The 16,346-nt window shown below is 31.1% G+C and carries 15 protein-coding genes; 9 read left to right on the top strand and 6 right to left on the bottom strand.

Going from position 1 to position 16,346, the window contains the following annotated elements; all coding sequences use genetic code 11:
• Window positions 1–4: 4 nt before the first annotated feature.
• Complete coding sequence (locus ACQ629_RS07610) at window positions 5–985, top strand: acyl-ACP desaturase (protein ID WP_483703741.1); 981 nt, start codon at window positions 5–7, stop codon at window positions 983–985.
• 69 nt (window positions 986–1,054) lie between these two features.
• Here ACQ629_RS07610 and ACQ629_RS07605 read toward each other — a convergent pair whose 3' ends face one another.
• Entirely contained in the window at window positions 1,055–1,858 is an 804-nt protein-coding gene (locus ACQ629_RS07605) for an amidohydrolase (RefSeq protein ID WP_483703739.1), read from the bottom strand.
• A gap of 75 nt (window positions 1,859–1,933) precedes the next feature.
• Between ACQ629_RS07605 and ACQ629_RS07600 the strand changes: the two genes are divergently transcribed.
• Entirely contained in the window at window positions 1,934–4,690 is a 2,757-nt protein-coding gene (locus tag ACQ629_RS07600) for a PD-(D/E)XK nuclease family protein (protein WP_483703737.1), read from the top strand.
• Window positions 4,691–4,866: 176 nt separating this feature from the next.
• Here ACQ629_RS07600 and ACQ629_RS07595 read toward each other — a convergent pair whose 3' ends face one another.
• Entirely contained in the window at window positions 4,867–5,289 is a 423-nt protein-coding gene (locus ACQ629_RS07595; protein WP_483703735.1) for a molybdenum cofactor biosynthesis protein MoaE, read from the bottom strand.
• Between the two features lie 118 nt (window positions 5,290–5,407).
• On the opposite strand from ACQ629_RS07595, the gene ACQ629_RS07590 reads away from it, so the two are divergent.
• A complete protein-coding gene (locus ACQ629_RS07590) occupies window positions 5,408–6,595 on the top strand; it encodes a phosphoglycerate kinase (RefSeq protein WP_483703733.1) in 1,188 nt (395 codons plus the stop codon).
• Between the two features lie 50 nt (window positions 6,596–6,645).
• Window positions 6,646–7,686 carry an NADP(H)-dependent aldo-keto reductase gene (locus ACQ629_RS07585; protein ID WP_483703731.1) on the top strand — a complete coding sequence of 347 codons (1,041 nt, stop codon included), beginning with the start codon at window positions 6,646–6,648 and terminating at the stop codon, window positions 7,684–7,686.
• A gap of 65 nt (window positions 7,687–7,751) precedes the next feature.
• On the opposite strand, the gene ACQ629_RS07580 is transcribed toward ACQ629_RS07585, so the two are convergent.
• Genes ACQ629_RS07580 through trpS form a run of 3 tightly spaced genes read right to left on the bottom strand, consistent with a single transcriptional unit; the run spans window position 7,752 to window position 10,331 of the window.
• Window positions 7,752–8,966 (bottom strand): autotransporter outer membrane beta-barrel domain-containing protein, encoded by a 1,215-nt coding sequence (locus tag ACQ629_RS07580; protein WP_483703729.1) that lies wholly within the window; start codon window positions 8,964–8,966, stop codon window positions 7,752–7,754.
• Between the two features lie 39 nt (window positions 8,967–9,005).
• Window positions 9,006–9,311 carry a DUF6370 family protein gene (locus tag ACQ629_RS07575; RefSeq protein ID WP_483703727.1) on the bottom strand — a complete coding sequence of 102 codons (306 nt, stop codon included), beginning with the start codon at window positions 9,309–9,311 and terminating at the stop codon, window positions 9,006–9,008.
• Window positions 9,312–9,362: 51 nt separating this feature from the next.
• Entirely contained in the window at window positions 9,363–10,331 is a 969-nt protein-coding gene (gene trpS, locus ACQ629_RS07570) for a tryptophan--tRNA ligase (protein WP_483703725.1), read from the bottom strand.
• Window positions 10,332–10,436: 105 nt separating this feature from the next.
• Between trpS and ACQ629_RS07565 the strand changes: the two genes are divergently transcribed.
• Together ACQ629_RS07565 and trhA are read left to right on the top strand one after the other, a co-directional pair.
• Window positions 10,437–11,228, top strand: coding sequence for a lysophospholipid acyltransferase family protein (locus tag ACQ629_RS07565; protein ID WP_483703723.1), 792 nt, complete (start codon window positions 10,437–10,439; stop codon window positions 11,226–11,228).
• Window positions 11,200–11,841, top strand: a complete 642-nt coding sequence (gene trhA / locus ACQ629_RS07560) for a PAQR family membrane homeostasis protein TrhA (protein ID WP_483703721.1) — start codon at window positions 11,200–11,202, stop codon at window positions 11,839–11,841. Before ACQ629_RS07565 ends, trhA begins: the two co-directional genes overlap by 29 nt.
• Window positions 11,842–11,844: 3 nt before the next feature.
• On the opposite strand, the gene ACQ629_RS07555 is transcribed toward trhA, so the two are convergent.
• Complete coding sequence (locus ACQ629_RS07555; protein ID WP_483703719.1) at window positions 11,845–12,315, bottom strand: CYTH domain-containing protein; 471 nt, start codon at window positions 12,313–12,315, stop codon at window positions 11,845–11,847.
• A 91-nt stretch (window positions 12,316–12,406) separates the two neighbouring features.
• On the opposite strand from ACQ629_RS07555, the gene recO reads away from it, so the two are divergent.
• From recO to ACQ629_RS07540, 3 genes are read left to right on the top strand one after another with little or no spacing between them, the layout of a single operon-like run.
• The gene (recO, locus tag ACQ629_RS07550) at window positions 12,407–13,129 is read left to right on the top strand and encodes a DNA repair protein RecO (protein WP_483703717.1); all 723 of its coding nucleotides are present in this window, start codon (window positions 12,407–12,409) and stop codon (window positions 13,127–13,129) included.
• A 3-nt stretch (window positions 13,130–13,132) separates the two neighbouring features.
• Window positions 13,133–15,595, top strand: a complete 2,463-nt coding sequence (locus ACQ629_RS07545) for a TonB-dependent receptor (RefSeq protein ID WP_483703715.1) — start codon at window positions 13,133–13,135, stop codon at window positions 15,593–15,595.
• 9 nt (window positions 15,596–15,604) lie between these two features.
• On the top strand, window positions 15,605–15,877 hold the full coding sequence (locus ACQ629_RS07540) for a DUF3817 domain-containing protein (protein WP_483703713.1): 273 nt from the start codon (window positions 15,605–15,607) through the stop codon (window positions 15,875–15,877).
• The last annotated feature ends 469 nt before the right edge of the window (window positions 15,878–16,346 follow it).

Here is a 16,346-nt window from a genome sequence, read left to right as displayed (position 1 = left end):
AATTATGTCAGTACAAAATATCCGAAAGGAAGTAATGAAAACGCTCGAGAAGAATATCGATAGTTTCGTAGAAAAATTTTTAATACCCGCAGAAAAAATTTGGCAACCAACCGATTTTTTACCAAACTCGCAAAAAGATACTTTTATTTCTGAAGTGGAAGAAATTAGAGAATTATCAAAAGAATTAGATGATGATTTTTGGGTGGTATTAGTAGGGGATACAATTACCGAAGAAGCATTACCAACCTATGAATCTTGGTTGTTAGATTTAGACGGAATTACACAACACCCCGATAATGGTTGGGCAAAATGGATTCGTGCCTGGACGGCTGAAGAAAACCGCCATGGTGATACTTTAAACAAGTATTTATATCTTTCAGGGCGTGTAAATATGCGTGAAGTAGAAATTACTACACAGCATTTAATTACTGATGGTTTTGATATTGGTACGGCAAGCGATCCTTATAAAAACTTTATATACACGAGTTTTCAAGAATTAGCAACGTATGTTTCGCATTTAAATGTAGCTAAAATTGCAAAGAAAAAAGGGCACAAGGCGTTGGCTAAAATGTCTCGAATTATTGCGGGAGACGAAATGCGTCATCACCAAGCATATACAGAATTTGTTAGGCAAATATTTAAGATTGATCCTAGCGAAATGATGCTAGCGTTTCAATACATGATGAAATACAAAATTGTAATGCCAGCAATGCATTTAAGAGAGTCTTTTGGAGCAAAAGGAACTTTGTTTGATGATTTCTCTACAGTAGCACAAAGAGTTGGTGTATATACAGGTTTTGACTATGTAGATATCATAAAAAAACTAAACGAAACTTGGGAAATAGATAAAATTACGGGTTTAACTCCAGAAGCAGAGAAAGCACGTGATTACTTAATGAAATTACCAGATAGAATGTATCGTATTACAGAGCGTATTGTGGTTCCTGATACCAAGTTTAATTTTAAATGGATGATTCCATCTTAGAAAGATAATTACGAAACGTCATTACGATAAACAGAAGTAATCTTCTATTAATCGCAATGACGTTTTTTTTTATTGAAAAGTAAAATTGTCTTTATCATCTAAAAACCGAAACTTCTCGCGAGTTTTATGCTGTATTTCTTTATCTAAATCAATAACTAAAGAGATTTCTTCTTCTTTATTTTTAGTTAAACACTTCCCTAACATATCATATGTAGCAGAATTACCGCTGTATTCATAACCGTTAGCATCAGTACCAATTCTGTTTACACCAATTGTATAGCTCATGTTTTCTATAGCGCGTGCTTTTAAGAGCGTATTCCAAGCTTCAATTCTTGGTGTAGGCCAATTAGCTACATACAATAGTAAATCGTAATTATGAGTGTTTCTGGCCCAAGCAGGAAAGCGTAAATCATAACAAATTAGCGGACAAATCTTCCAACCTTTATAATGGATTAAAACAATGTCTTTTCCCGCAGAAAACACCTTGTGTTCTCCCGCCAATGTAAATAAATGTTTCTTGTCGTAAAAATCAATTCTGCCTGAAGGATGTATAAAAAGTAATCGATTGTAATAATTGTATTCTTTATCAGTATCTAAACACGGTTTTTTAATAATAATACTTCCAACAATTGCTGCTTGCTTTTTGTTAGCTACATTTTGCATCCAAATAATAGTATTACCAGTCATCGTTTCTGCTAAATGCTGCGCGTTCATAGTAAAACCTGTGGTAAACATTTCGGGCAAAATTATTAAGTCGATGTTTAAAGGAAGCTTGTTTATTTTTTCTTCAAAATTATTTCTGTTTTCAGCTGGATTTTCCCAAATTAAATCAGCCTGAATAAGTGCAGTTTTAAGTTTATTTGTAGTATTCATTAGTAAAGAAATGAAGTTGTTAATCTTCTCAAAAATAAGATAAATATTGTACTTTGGGTTGATTAAAAAATCGCTATGAATTCTTTTATTTCAGAAACTCTAGATACTATTTTACAAACCACCAAATCGTTTGAAAATGTTGTATTTGTCTTACCATCACAAAGAGCAGGAGTGTTTGTAAAGCAAACATTTAAAAATAAAATTTTAGCAGGTTTTTTACCTCAAATTTTAAATATTGGCGATTTTGTTGAAGAAATTTCTGATATTAACAAAGTCGATTCAGTGCAATTACTGTTTCATTTTTATACCATTTATAAAGATATTGAAGAAAAGCCAGATACGTTTGATGTTTTTTCTACATGGGCTTTTACTGTTTTACAAGATTTTAACGAAATTGACCAACACCTAATAAAACCGAAGGATATTTTTGTGTATTTACGAGATATTCACCGCTTGCAAAAATGGTCTGTAAAAGGCGAATTTAAGGAAACGGAACTAATGAAAGATCATTTCTCTTTTATGGAGAAATTAGAAGATTTTTATGCTGTTTTTTATCAATTTTTGATTTCAAATAAAATAGGATATCAAGGAGTTTTATATAGAGAGGCAACTAAAAATATTAAAAATTACATTAAAAAAAATCAACATAAAAAATATTTTTTCATCGGATTTAATGCTTTAAATACAGCGGAAGAATTTTTGTTTCAAGAGTTTTTATCTGCAGGAAATTCTGAGGTTTATTGGGATATTGATAAAACTTTTTACGAAGGAACTCATCAAGCAGGTAGTTTTCTTAGAAAGTATAAAAAACAATGGAAATACTACGAAAAGAATCCGATTGAAACAATAAAAGACTATTTTTCAGAACCTAAAAACATTCAGGTAATAGGGGCTTCAAAAAACATCACGCAAATAAAACATGCGGGAGAAATTTTATCAAAATTACCAAATCACAATAATACAGCCTTGGTATTGGCCGACGAAACATTGTTGCCAATAACCTTAAATTCATTACCTAAAAGCGTAGAAGCAATAAATATTACCATGGGATATCCGCTAAAAGATATTCCTACTACAAGTTTAATTTTTGCAATTTTTCAGTTGTTTAACAATCAAGAAAAACTGCAAAAGCAAAAAGATAAACAGTTTTATCATAAAGATGTTGTTCGGTTTGTAAAAGACGCATCGATCTATAAATTATTACAAATTGATGCTTTAACCAATATTGCAGATATTATTTCGGCAACGATTGTTAAAGAGAATACTACTTTTATCAATCAAACAAAAATTGCTGAGTTTTTTGCTCCTTTAGACGAGGGAATTAAAGAAGTTGTTTGTTTGATTTTTAATCCGTTTTCTACAATAGCAGAATTTTTATCAAGAATACTAAAGTTAATTAATGTTTTAAAAGACAAAGCCAACGATTTAGAAAAGGAATATTTATTCCGTTTTTACACGGCATTTACACAATTACAAAACTTACATATTGAGTTTAATTATGTGCAAAATCTAAAAACATTGCACCAGTTTTTTAGGCAATTAATACAATCAGAAAGTTTGTCTTTTCAGGGAGAACCGTTGCAAGGGCTGCAGTTAATGGGGGTTTTAGAAACACGAATGTTAGACTTCGAAAACGTAATTATCACATCGGTAAATGAAGGTGTTTTGCCTGCAAGTAGCCAGCAAAATACTTTTATTCCTTTTGATGTTAAAATAGCATTTGGCTTGCCCACGTATAAAGAAAAAGATGCGCTTTTTTCGTATCACTTTTTTAGGTTGTTACAAAGAGCAAAAAACATTTTTATCTTATATAATACAGAACATGATGTTTTTGGAAGCGGAGAAAAAAGCCGTTTTGTTACGCAATTAGAAATGATGCGAGATGACATTACTGAAAAGATAATTAGTCCGAAAGTGGTAACATCAGCTACAAAATTAAAGGAAATTCAGAAAGATGAAAAGGTTTTAGAACGCTTACAAGAGTTGGCTAAAAAAGGAATTTCACCATCAGCATTAACCAATTACTTATATAACCCGATAGCTTTTTATAAACAGAAAGTTTTAAAAATTAATGAGTTTGAAAACGTAGAAGAAACCGTTGCCGCAAATACTATGGGAACTGTGGTTCATGATACTTTAGAGGCGTTATATAAACCTTTTATAGGTAAGTTTTTATCTGTTGAGAATATTATTGAAATGCAACAGAAAACAAAAGAACTGGTTACTTATTATTTTTCAGAACATTTTAAAAATGGAGATATCGCTACCGGTAAAAATAGGTTGGTTTTTGAAGTAGCAAATCGTTTCGTGGCCAATTTTTTAGCGAATGAAAAACAGTTGTTAAAAGATGAAAATAATCAATTAAAAATAATTGGAACAGAACAAAATTTAGCCGCTGAAATTACGGTAGAAGGAATCGATTTTCCTATAAAAATTCACGGACAAGTTGATAGGATTGATGAGTTAAATGGTGTTGTTAGAATTATAGATTATAAAACAGGAATGGTAGATGCAACTAAACTAAAAGTGGTAGATTTTGAAAATATTCGAGATTTAAAACACCATAAAGCAATTCAAGTTATGTTATATGCTTTTTTGTATACTCAAAATAATAAATTCGATTTTTCTAATAGCCTACAAGCAGGTATTATTTCGTTTAAAAACTTAAAAAACGGATTCTTAAAAATGAATTTTTCATCTAATTACCGAACTCCAGATAACGAAGTAACTGAAGAGAAACTAGATGATTTTATGAATGAAATTAAAGAGTTTTTAAAAGAATTATACAGTGCTGAAGTTGATTTTATTGAACCATCAGAACTACCATATTAGTATATAATATTTGATCTAAAAAAAAAGGGTAAAAATATTTTTACCCTTTTTTTAGTTAATCAATGTGCTTCCCCCCAGAAACAGATTGATAGGTTGAAAATATGTATTTATTAAGTATTAAAAATGTAAATAATCGTAATAATTTTTTTATGTTTTATAAGTAATAATTATCATTTTTAAGGATGTGCATTAACCCAAACTTCACCATCTTCAAAATATTCTTTTTTCCAGATAGGAACAGTTTCTTTTAAAGTATCGATTGCAAATTCACAGGCATCAAAAGCTGCTTTTCTATGCGTAGAAGAAACAGTAATAATTACTGGAATGTCTTTTATTTGTAATAGCCCCTCGGCATGATGAATGGCTATTTTTTTTATAGGAAACCTCTCTAAAGCTAATTCAGCAATTTTTTGCATTTCTTTAATTGCCATTGGTTTATAGGTAGAAAAATCTAATTGAATAACACTTTTATTTTGAGTAGCATCTCTTACAGTGCCAACAAAAACGGCAATCCCTCCACAAGAAGCATCTACAACAAAATCATAGCATTCTTGTAAGTTTAATTTTTCTGAGGTTACTTTTATATAAGTTGTATTCATATTAAATGTTAAACTTTAACAAAGATATAAGTTTGAAAATGCAAATAGTATAAACGAATCAGATTTAAATAATTATTTTTGTTGGCAACATAGAAAAAGACATCTTTTAATAAAACATATGAAAACACTCAACGATTTTAATTTCGAAAATAAAAAAGCATTAATCCGTGTAGATTTTAATGTGCCTTTAAATGATAAATTTGAGGTTACAGATGCTACCAGAATTCAGGCAGCAAAGTCAACAATAATAAAAATATTAGAAGATGGCGGTAGTTGTGTGTTAATGTCGCATTTAGGTCGTCCGAAAGGAAAAGAAGATCAATTTTCATTGCGTCATATTGTAGCTAAAGTAACGGAAGTTATAGGGGTTCAGGTTAAGTTTGTTGAAGATTGTATTGGTGATAAAGTTACCGAAGCGATTGCAAATTTAAAAAGCGGAGAGATTTTATTACTTGAGAACCTACGCTTTTATCCAGAAGAAAAAGCAGGAGACGTTTCTTTTGCAAAACAATTATCTGAATTAGGAGATATATATGTAAATGATGCTTTTGGTACTGCCCACAGAGCACACGCTTCTACAGCAGTTATTGCACAGTTTTTTGATGAAAATAAATGTTTCGGGAATTTATTAGCAACCGAAATTGAAAGTATCAACAAGGTTTTAAATGATTCTGAGAAACCAGTAACTGCAATCTTAGGAGGCGCAAAAGTGTCGTCTAAAATAGGTGTGATAGAGAATATAATTGAAAAAGTAGATCATATTATTGTTGGTGGAGGAATGACCTTTACCTTTATTAAAGCTTTAGGCGGTACTATTGGTAATTCGTTAGTAGAAGATGATAAATTAGAGTTGGCACTGTCAATTTTAAAATTAGCAAAAGAACAAAATACAGAAATACATTTACCTGTAGATGCAGTTATTGCAGATGCTTTTTCAAATGATGCTAATACGCAAACAGTTGATACCACTAAAATTCCTGATGGATGGATGGGACTTGATTGCGGCCCGAAAACATCAGAGAAATTTGCAGAGGTAATTGCAAAATCTAAGACTATTTTATGGAACGGACCTTTAGGAGTTTTTGAAATGGAAAAGTTTGCAACAGGAACCATCGAATTAGGAAATGCTATTGCTAAAGCAACTGAAAATGGTGCATTCTCTTTAGTAGGAGGTGGAGATTCTGTTGCGGCGGTGAAGCAATTTGGTTTTGGTGATAAAGTAAGCTATGTTTCTACAGGTGGCGGAGCGATGTTAGAAATGTTAGAAGGAAAAACATTACCAGGAATAGAGGCTATTTTGAAATAAAATGTCATTTCGAGCGCAGTCGAGAAATAGTTGTTAATAAAATTGATAAAATGAAATACACAAAACTACCAAATACCGATATAAAAGTTTCTAAAATTTGTTTAGGAACCATGACTTGGGGAAATCAGAATACTGAAGTGGATGGACACGAACAAATGGACTATGCTTTAGAACAGGGAGTGAACTTTTGGGATACGGCAGAGTTATATTCGGTTCCTGCAACGCCAGAAACTTACGGAGCAACAGAGAAAATTATTGGTTCTTGGTTTAAAAAAACTGGAAATCGAGATAAAGTAGTATTGGCAAGTAAAATTGCTGGTGGTGGCGATTATACAAAACACATTCGTACAGGTGGCTTTACAAAACAAAATATTATTGATGCGGTTGAAGGAAGTTTACAACGCTTACAAACCGATTATATCGATTTATATCAGTTTCATTGGCCTTCTCGTGGTGTAAATTGTTTTGGTGTACGTGATTATCCGTATAAAACAGCAACCAAAGAAGCTGAAAATCATTTAGAGATTTTAGAAACAATGAATGCTTTAGTAAAACAAGGAAAGATAAAACACATTGGATTATCAAACGAAACGCCTTGGGGAACGATGAAGTATTTGCAAACTGCCGAGCAGCATAATTTGCCAAGAATGAGTACAATTCAGAATTCATACTCTTTAATTCACAGAGGTTATGAAGTAGGAATGAGCGAGGTTTCTATGAGAGAAAACATTGGCTTGTTAGCTTATTCGCCTTTAGCACAGGGTGTATTATCAGGTAAATATTTAGATGGTAAAACACCTGAAGGAGCAAGAGGAACATTGTTTCCGCGGTTTATAGTTCGTTATATGTCTGAAAGTTCTTTAAAAGCAGTTAGAGAATATTTAAAAATAGCCGAAAAACATGGGTTAACACTGGCTGAATTATCATTAGCATATATTAACCAATTGCCTTTTGTAACGAGTAATATTATTGGAGCTACCAAAATGAGTCAATTAAAAGAGAATATCAATTCTATTAATATTGATTTATCAGAAGAAATTTTAGCAGAAATAGAAGCGGTTCATAATTTAATTCCGAATCCTGCGCCTTAAAATTAAAGGTTTAAGATATCGAAATAAAAAATCCGAAGCAATATTTACTTCAGATTTTTTTATTTTTAGAATATAGAATACCCAAAACTTAAGTTTAACGATTTATAATCTGAAGACCAAGAATTATAATTCGCTAAAATATCTCTATTGCTATATTTAAGTTCTAAGCTTAAGCGATTGTATTTGTAACCTATACTAAAAGTAGGGTAGATATTTGATGTAATATCTAATTTACTTAAGTTTGATCCATCCGCTCTGTTAAATTCAATAACAGAATTAGTATTTATACTAAACAATCGAAATGTACCCATTATATAGATTTTAGAATTTTCATTTATAAAGAAAGAATGTTTCAAACCTATTTGCCCCTCTATAGAGCTATAATTAATTTTTGAAACTAAAAAGTTACCAGAAACAGAATTGTTTTCGGTAGTTTTTTCATCTTTATAGTATTGGTAAGTAGGTTCCAATATGATACTCCATTTATTATTGTTAAATGGCAAAATATACTCACCTTCTATCCCAAAGGTAAAATTATTTTTACTTTCAAAATCAGCATCCCTGTTATTATTACTATTCTTTATTTTTAATGAACTATTATTAACACCAATTTTAAAAGTTAAGTTAAATAGGTTTTTAGCGCTAGATTTCTTGTTGAAATTATAATAGTTAGTGTTTTCACAGTTATTATATTTGATAAAATATTTAATTAAACTACTGTGCGTATATTTAAGATAACTACTCGATAGTTCTCCACAGCTAAAATTGTTTAAAATTTGTTGTTTATAGCGATTGTTTTTGGCAATTTCATTTTGCCCTTTAACCTTATATAATTTATATATTAATTGTTTTATTGAATCATAATTTTTAGAATAAAAATACCTATTTAAATTATTGTTTTTGTAAGAGTATAAACTTGCTTTACCCTCTATAAGAACTTTTAAAAATAAAACCTCCTTTTTAAAAACAGGAGATCTTTTATCATCTAAATTATTTATATTTATTTCAGACCGATCAATTTCAACTGTTCTCCTTATAAATTTAGATGTATTATCTATTCCAAATTCTTGAACCGATTCAATACTCTTTGTTTTCTTAATAGCACTCTTGTCGTCTTTGTAGACAAAATCGGTAGGATTATTTTTCCAATCAATATTTTTAATTAAACACTCTGTTTTATCGCCTGAGTTATTAATAAAATAACCCTTTTGGAAAGTGGTTTGGGAATAACCACTAATTGCAGTTAACAAAATTAGAATTTGTAATAAAATAGTTTTCATAGCTGTTTAAATTTTAGTGTATGTGTTGTTTATTAAGAGTTATTTTTCAACTATTTTAAGAGCAGTAGCTTTAAATCTATCGTTTTCTAATTTGCCGGTCACCTCTACTCTTCTAACAACATTACAAAAACCAATTTTCTTATCGTGTGCATCACCAAAATCATCAATATGGGCACCATCAACAAAATACGCTTTGTCATCAATTTTAATGGCTAAATCACATCCGTTTTGGCTTTCTAAGCCAAATTTACATTGTCCGCAAGAAGCATCGGCTATAAACGTTTTTTCTTTTGGCTGTGAACAAGCTAATATTCCGAATAAAAATATAAAAAGTAATTTTTTCATGGTGTAAGTTTTATAATGTAATGCTGAAATAAGTTTCGCATTACCTGATTATTAATATCCTATTTTTTCACGAACTCTTTGTAAAACATCTGTCGCAACCAAGCGAGCTTTTTCGGCGCCAACAGCAAGAGCTTCGTCAATTTCATGGCGATTTTCCATATAGTGATTGTATTTTGCACGAACATCAGCAAATTTATCGATAATTAGCTCGTATAAAGCTTGTTTAGCATGACCGTAACCATAATTTCCGCCTTCGTAATTTGCTCGCATTTCAGCAATCTGAACATCCGAAGCTAATAATTTATAAAGTGCAAAAATATTATCGGTATCAGGGTTTTTAGGATCTTCTAGCGCTTTGCTATCCGTTTGAATTCCCATAATCTGCTTTCGTAATTTTTTGTCAGGCAAGAAAATATTGATGAAATTGTTTCTAGATTTACTCATTTTCTCACCATCAGTTCCAGGAACTAATTTTGTGTTTTCGCCAATCTTAGCTTGTGGCAAAATTAAAGTATCACCCACTACATTATTTAATCTACTCGCTACATCACGAGCCATTTCTAAATGTTGTAATTGGTCTTTACCAACCGGTACAACTTCTGCATCGTATAATAAAATATCGGCAGCCATTAACATTGGGTAGCTAAATAACCCACTATTAACATCTGCTAAACGATCGGCTTTATCTTTAAAGCCGTGTGCTAATGTTAAGCGTTGGTACGGAAAATAACAGCTTAAATACCATGATAATTCTGCCACTTGAGGAATATCGCTTTGGCGATAAAAAACAGTTTTGTTAATGTCAATTCCACATGCAAGCCAAGTAGCAGCAACGCTGTAGGTGTTTTCTCTTAATTCTTTACCATCTTTAATTTGTGTTAAAGAATGCATATCTGCAATAAAGATAAAAGCTTCATTTTTAGAGTCATTTGCCATTTCAATGGCTGGTAAAATTGCTCCTAATAAATTACCTAAATGCGGAGTTCCTGTACTTTGTACTCCTGTTAAAATTCTTGACATATTGCTGTTTTGAAAAAATTATGTAGGCAATGCCTACGACTACTTGATGGTAGCAAAAATAAGCTTAAAATTGTTCAAACAAAAGAAATTACTACATTCGCATACATGAAATATGTACTTTTTCCTTTCCGATTAATTTGGCGAATTTGGTTTTACCTGTTAATAATAGTTTCGGTAATTGCAATGTCTCCTTTTATATTGGTATTGTTATCTGATGAAAAATATTACGATACTTTTTGGAAATTAATGAGAGGGTGGGCCTTTTTTTTAATTTACGGAATGGGTTTTAGATTAAAAATTGAAAGGGAGCAAGAGCTTGATCGTGAAAAAAGTTATGTATTTATTGCAAACCACGCTTCTTTATTAGATCCTTGGATTATGATAGCATCTAGTAAAAACCCGATTTTATTTGTCGGTAAAAAAGAACTAGTAAAATTACCGTTATTTGGATTTTTCTATAAAAAAGCCGTTGTTATGGTTGATAGAAAAGACCCTAAAAGTAGAAAAAAAGTATATGCTCGTATAAAAAAACGATTGGACGAAGGATTAAGTATTGCTATCTTCCCAGAAGGATTAGTGCCTACAGAAAATGTAGTTTTAGCACCGTTTAATAACGGTGCCTTTAGTTTATCCATTCAATATCAAATGCCAATTGTACCACAATTATATTTAGACGCAAAACGTTATTTTTCTTGGGATTTCTTTAAAGGGCGACCAGGTACTTTTAGAGTTAAACAACTAAGTTTTATTGATACAAATGGTTTAACAATAGATGATAAAGACTTGTTGAAAAAGCAATCTTTTAATTTACTAAACAACGAATTGATAAACGATGAGTTGTATATGAATGATACAAAACGACCAAACAATGAGCGAGAATTTAAATCACCGTTATAGTAATATAGAGGAAAAACTTAATGTTTTAACCCACGGTTTTGGGCTATTACTAGCTATAATCGTTTTACCTTTTTTAGTCTTAAAATCATTAGAATATCAAGAGGTTTGGGAAACAGCTAGCTTTATTATTTATTCACTGAGTTTAATTGTTTTATACGCAGCATCTACTTTTTACCATGCAGCTAAAAGTTCTAAACTTCGTAGAAGATTAAATATTTTTGATCATGCTGCTATTTATGTTTTAATAGCAGGAAGTTACACGCCGTTCTGTTTAGTTGTTTTACCAGGACAAACAGGTTGGTATATGTTTATTTTTGTTTGGCTGTTTGCATTAACAGGTGTTATATTAAAGCTGTTTTTTACAGGTAGGTTTGATAAATTATCAACAGCATTATATTTAATAATGGGATGGCAAGTTATTTTTTTGATAAAACCGTTAATGAATAATTTGTCGTACGACGGATTGTTTTATTTAATCGCTGGAGGTGTTTTTTACACAATTGGTGCAATTTTATATTCGATTAAAAAAGTGCCATATAATCATGCCATTTTCCACGTTTTTGTGCTTTTAGGAAGCTTTAGTCATTTTTGGGCAATTTATAAATACATATAATTTTTACCATTTAGAAAATGGAAGTTTACTTAAGTTCGAATTGTAATATTTAACAGTTCCGGTTACTTCTTTACCTAACCAATTTGGTTTAGAAAACTGTTCGTTTTCATTTTCTAATTCTATTTCGGCTACAACTAAGCCTTTGTTTTTACCTAAAAAATCATCAACTTCATATATATGATTGTTTTCTTTTACTAAATAACGGTATTTTTCAATAATTCCTTCTTCGCATAAATTAAATAAATCATGTGCTTCCTTTAAATCTATTTCTTTTTCCCATTCAAATCGGGTAGTTCCGCTTTTGTTAGAAGCACCTTTGATAGTTAAAAAACCAGTATCGTCTTTTATACGAACCCTTACTACACGCTCTTTTTTAGAGTTTAAGAAGCCTTGTTTTATATAACTTTTTTTATAAGCTACTTGTTTGTATTGATCAGAAATTACCAAGAATTTTCGTTCTATTTCAAAAGTCATAAGAAGTTAAATCAAATTTGTACGAATGTATCATTTTTGTAGTTATTATTAAATATCTTTGATGCTATTAATTATTTAAAACTTCAATTTAATGGCGTTAATTACAACAAAAGCAATTGTTATTAGTGCTATTAAGTACAGCGATACAAGTTTAATTGTTAAGTGTTTTACGTTAGAAGATGGTATTCGATCTTACATGATAAGAGGGGTATTAAAATCGAGAAAAGGAAAATTAAAAAAAGCCTATTTTCAGCCATTAACACAATTAATAATAGAAGCAAATCACAATAATAAAAACTCCTTAAATTCTATAAGAGAAGCGCAGGTTATTCACCCTTATGAGAGTATTTATACTTCGGTAATAAAGCAGTCGATTGTGTTGTTTTTATCAGAAATACTTTCGAATATTATTAAAGAGGAAGAAAAAAATGAAGTGTTATATGAGTTTATTGAAACAGGCTTAATTTGGCTAGATACTCATGATGCGATAGCTAATTTTCATTTACTTTTTTTATTGAATTTATCTAGATTTTTAGGTTTTTATCCAGACGTTTCAGAACCCAATAAAATGACTTTTAATTTACTGGAAGGAAGATTTACGGATGCATCCTATGAAAAACTAGTAATAAGAGGCAGCGAATTAATTCTTTTTAAAAAGCTGTTGGGCATAAATTTTGATAGAATAAATACAATTTCGTACAATAAAAACGAAAGGCAAACAATTCTCAGAATTATAGTTCGATATTTTGAATTACATTTGGAGGGTTTTAAAGAGCCAAGATCATTAAATATTTTAGAAACCGTGTTTAGTTAACAGATGAAGCAAGCTATTACCCTATTTTTTTTACTGACAATCACCACTATTTTTTCACAAAACCTTACTATAATTGATGCCGAAACAGGTAAAACAATTGATGAGGTTGCCGTTTTTAATAAAAACAAAACAACATCAGCAATTAGTAATATTAGCGGAGTTGTAAATGTCACAAAGTTTAAGGAGAATGAAATTCTTGTTTTTTCGCATGTATCTTATGCTGAGTTTCAAGAAAAAAAATCGACCTTAAAACAAAATAACTTTCAAGTTTTTTTATCAAAACAATCAGAGCAACTAGATGAGGTTGTCATATCTGTGTTTAAGAATAAAGAAAAAGCAAACCGTATTGCAGAACAAATAGCAGTGGTTTCATTAAAAGAAATTCAAAAGGTATCTCCACAAACTTCAGCCGATTTATTGGCAACAATTCCAGGAATTAAAGTTCAGAAATCACAATTTGGTGGAGGAAGCCCTGTTTTAAGAGGTATGGAAAGTAACCGTGTTTTATTGGTTGTTGATGGCGTTAGAATGAACAATGCAATTTATAGAAAAGGGCATTTACAAAGCTCGATAACTGTAAACCCTACTTTATTAGATAGAACAGAGGTAGTTTTCGGGCCATCGTCTGTTATTTATGGTTCTGATGCGCTTGGAGGTGTAATTCATTATTATACAAAAACGCCAAAATTATCTGAAGAGAATCAAATAAAAGGAAGTAGTTTTTTACGTTACAGCTCGGTTAACAATGAAGTTACCAATTCGGTATCGGCAGAATTACAATTTAAAAATTGGGCTTCGCTTACTAGCATAACACATAGTAATTTTGGTGATTTAAAAATGGGTAAAAATCGTTCTCATGGTTTTGATGATTGGGGGAAAACATTTTTTTATTCTGATAATTTAAATGGGAATTATGCAGAGAATCCAATAGCAAACGAAGATGTGAATTTGCAAAAAAATACAGGTTTTAGTCAAACCGATTTTTTGCAGAAATTTTTTATTCCGTTATCAAAAAAGACCGATTTAAAAGTAAATATTCAATACTCAACATCGTCTGACGTACCAAGGTTTGATAAGTTAAGTGAGCTTAAAAGCGGAGAGTTAAAGTTTGCAGAATGGCAATACGGACCACAAAACAGACTGTTAGTTTCATCTCAACTAGAAATTAATCCGAATAAAAAATGGTTAGATAAAGGTACAGTTACGGTTGCATATCAGAATATTGAAGAAAGTCGTATTCAAAGAAAATTCGAAAGTTTTGAAAGGTCATATAAAAAAGAAAATGTAAATGTTTTTAGTGTAAATGGAGATTTTACGGTTCCGTTAGCAGAAAAACGTGATTTAGGTTATGGTTTTGAAGCTGCTTACAACGATGTGAAATCTAATTCTTACGGTAAAACGCTAAGAATAGAAAATAACGAAATTATAGGTTTTGATACTGATTTCGCAGTGCAATCTCGATATCCTGACGGCGGAAGTAGTTATTTTAGTTCGGCAATGTATTTAGATTACCGTCAAGATATTACGCCTAAATCAACCTTAAATACAGGTATTCGATTAACAAATACATTACTAGAAGCAAAATGGATTGATGAAACATTTATACAGCTACCAAGTAATAATATTAGTTTAAACAATACAGCACTTACGGCTACTATTGGTTATGTGTTTAAACCTGTTAAAACATTGCAGTTGAACGCAGTATTATCATCAGGGTTTCGTTCACCAAATATTGATGATGTAGGTAAAGTAAGAGAAAAAAACGGAGATGTAACTGTGCCAAATATCACTTTAAAACCAGAACATGCTTACAATGCCGAAGTAGGGTTTCAGAAGTATTTTAATAACCGAAAATTTAGAATTGGTGCCAATGTGTATTATACGTTGTTAAACAATTACATTTATCGTGAAAACTTTCAGTTAAACGGAAGTAGTACTGTTTCTTACGAAGGTGAAGACGGTAATATTGTAGCAAATGTAAATAAAGGAACTGCTTATATTACGGGAGTAACCCTAAGTTACCAAGGGAAAATATTTAATAATTGGAGCACTTCAGGGTTTTTAACCTATACAAAAGGTAAGGCTTATGATACCAATTTACCAATGTCTTCAATTCCGCCATTATTTGGTCGTTTTGAATTAAATTACGCTAATAATAAGTTTGAAGGGGGCGCTAATTTTGTTTTTAATGCCAAAAAAGATATCGCTGATTATAATTTAGACGAAGGAATAGATAATCATCAACAAACGCCAATTATAAATGCTGCCGCTACCGAAGATGTTAATAAATATTACGGTACACCAAGTTGGATGACTGTTGGTTTATTTGCAAGGTATAAAGTAAACGCTAACATAACAATACAAACGCAGCTTACTAATTTATTAGATGAGCATTATAAAGAGTTTGCAAGTGGTGTTTCTGCACCGGGGCGCAATGTTTCAGTATCGCTACTAACCAATTTTTAAAATATACAAATGATAAATCTATTTAAGATTGTAAGTTTATTAGAGGGAATTTCTTATTTATTATTACTTTTTATAGCAACACCTATTAAGCATTTTCAGGGGAATCCTGAATATGTAAAAATGTTAGGAATGCCTCACGGATTACTATTTGTGGCCTATATAATTATAGCAATTATGCTAAAATTCGAGCTGAACTGGAACGGTAAAACATTCGGAATCGTTTGCTTATTGTCTATTTTACCTTTCGGAACTTTTTTTGTTGGGAAGTATTTAAAGCAATAATGTTATTACGAGGAGGCACGACGATATAAACTTATTGTTAAGAATTACTGTTTTACAGCTAACTTCACTCCACTGCGTTTCGTTCGCAATGACAATTATTACGTCATTACGAGGAGGCACGACAAAGTAATCTTTATATTAAGAATTACTGTTTTACAGCTAACTTCACTCCAAAGTATTTCGTTTGCAATGACAATTATTACGTCATTACGAGAAGGCACGACGAAGTAATCTTTATATTAAGAACTGCTGTTTTTACAGATTGCTTCACACCACAGTGTTTGGTTCGCAATGACGATTATTATGTCATTACGAGGAGGCAAGACGAAGTAATCTTTTGTTAAGAATTACTGTTTTACAGCTAACTTCACTCCACTGCGTTTCGTTCGCAATGACGAACGTCTTGTCATTACTAGAAGGAACGGCAATTATAACGTCATTACGAGGAAGAATGACGAAGTAATCTTTA

This window comes from Tenacibaculum sp. SM2510 (assembly GCF_057002845.1).
The sequence above is the reverse complement of the archived record's forward strand: the minus strand, read 5'-3'. Positions and strand labels throughout refer to the sequence as shown.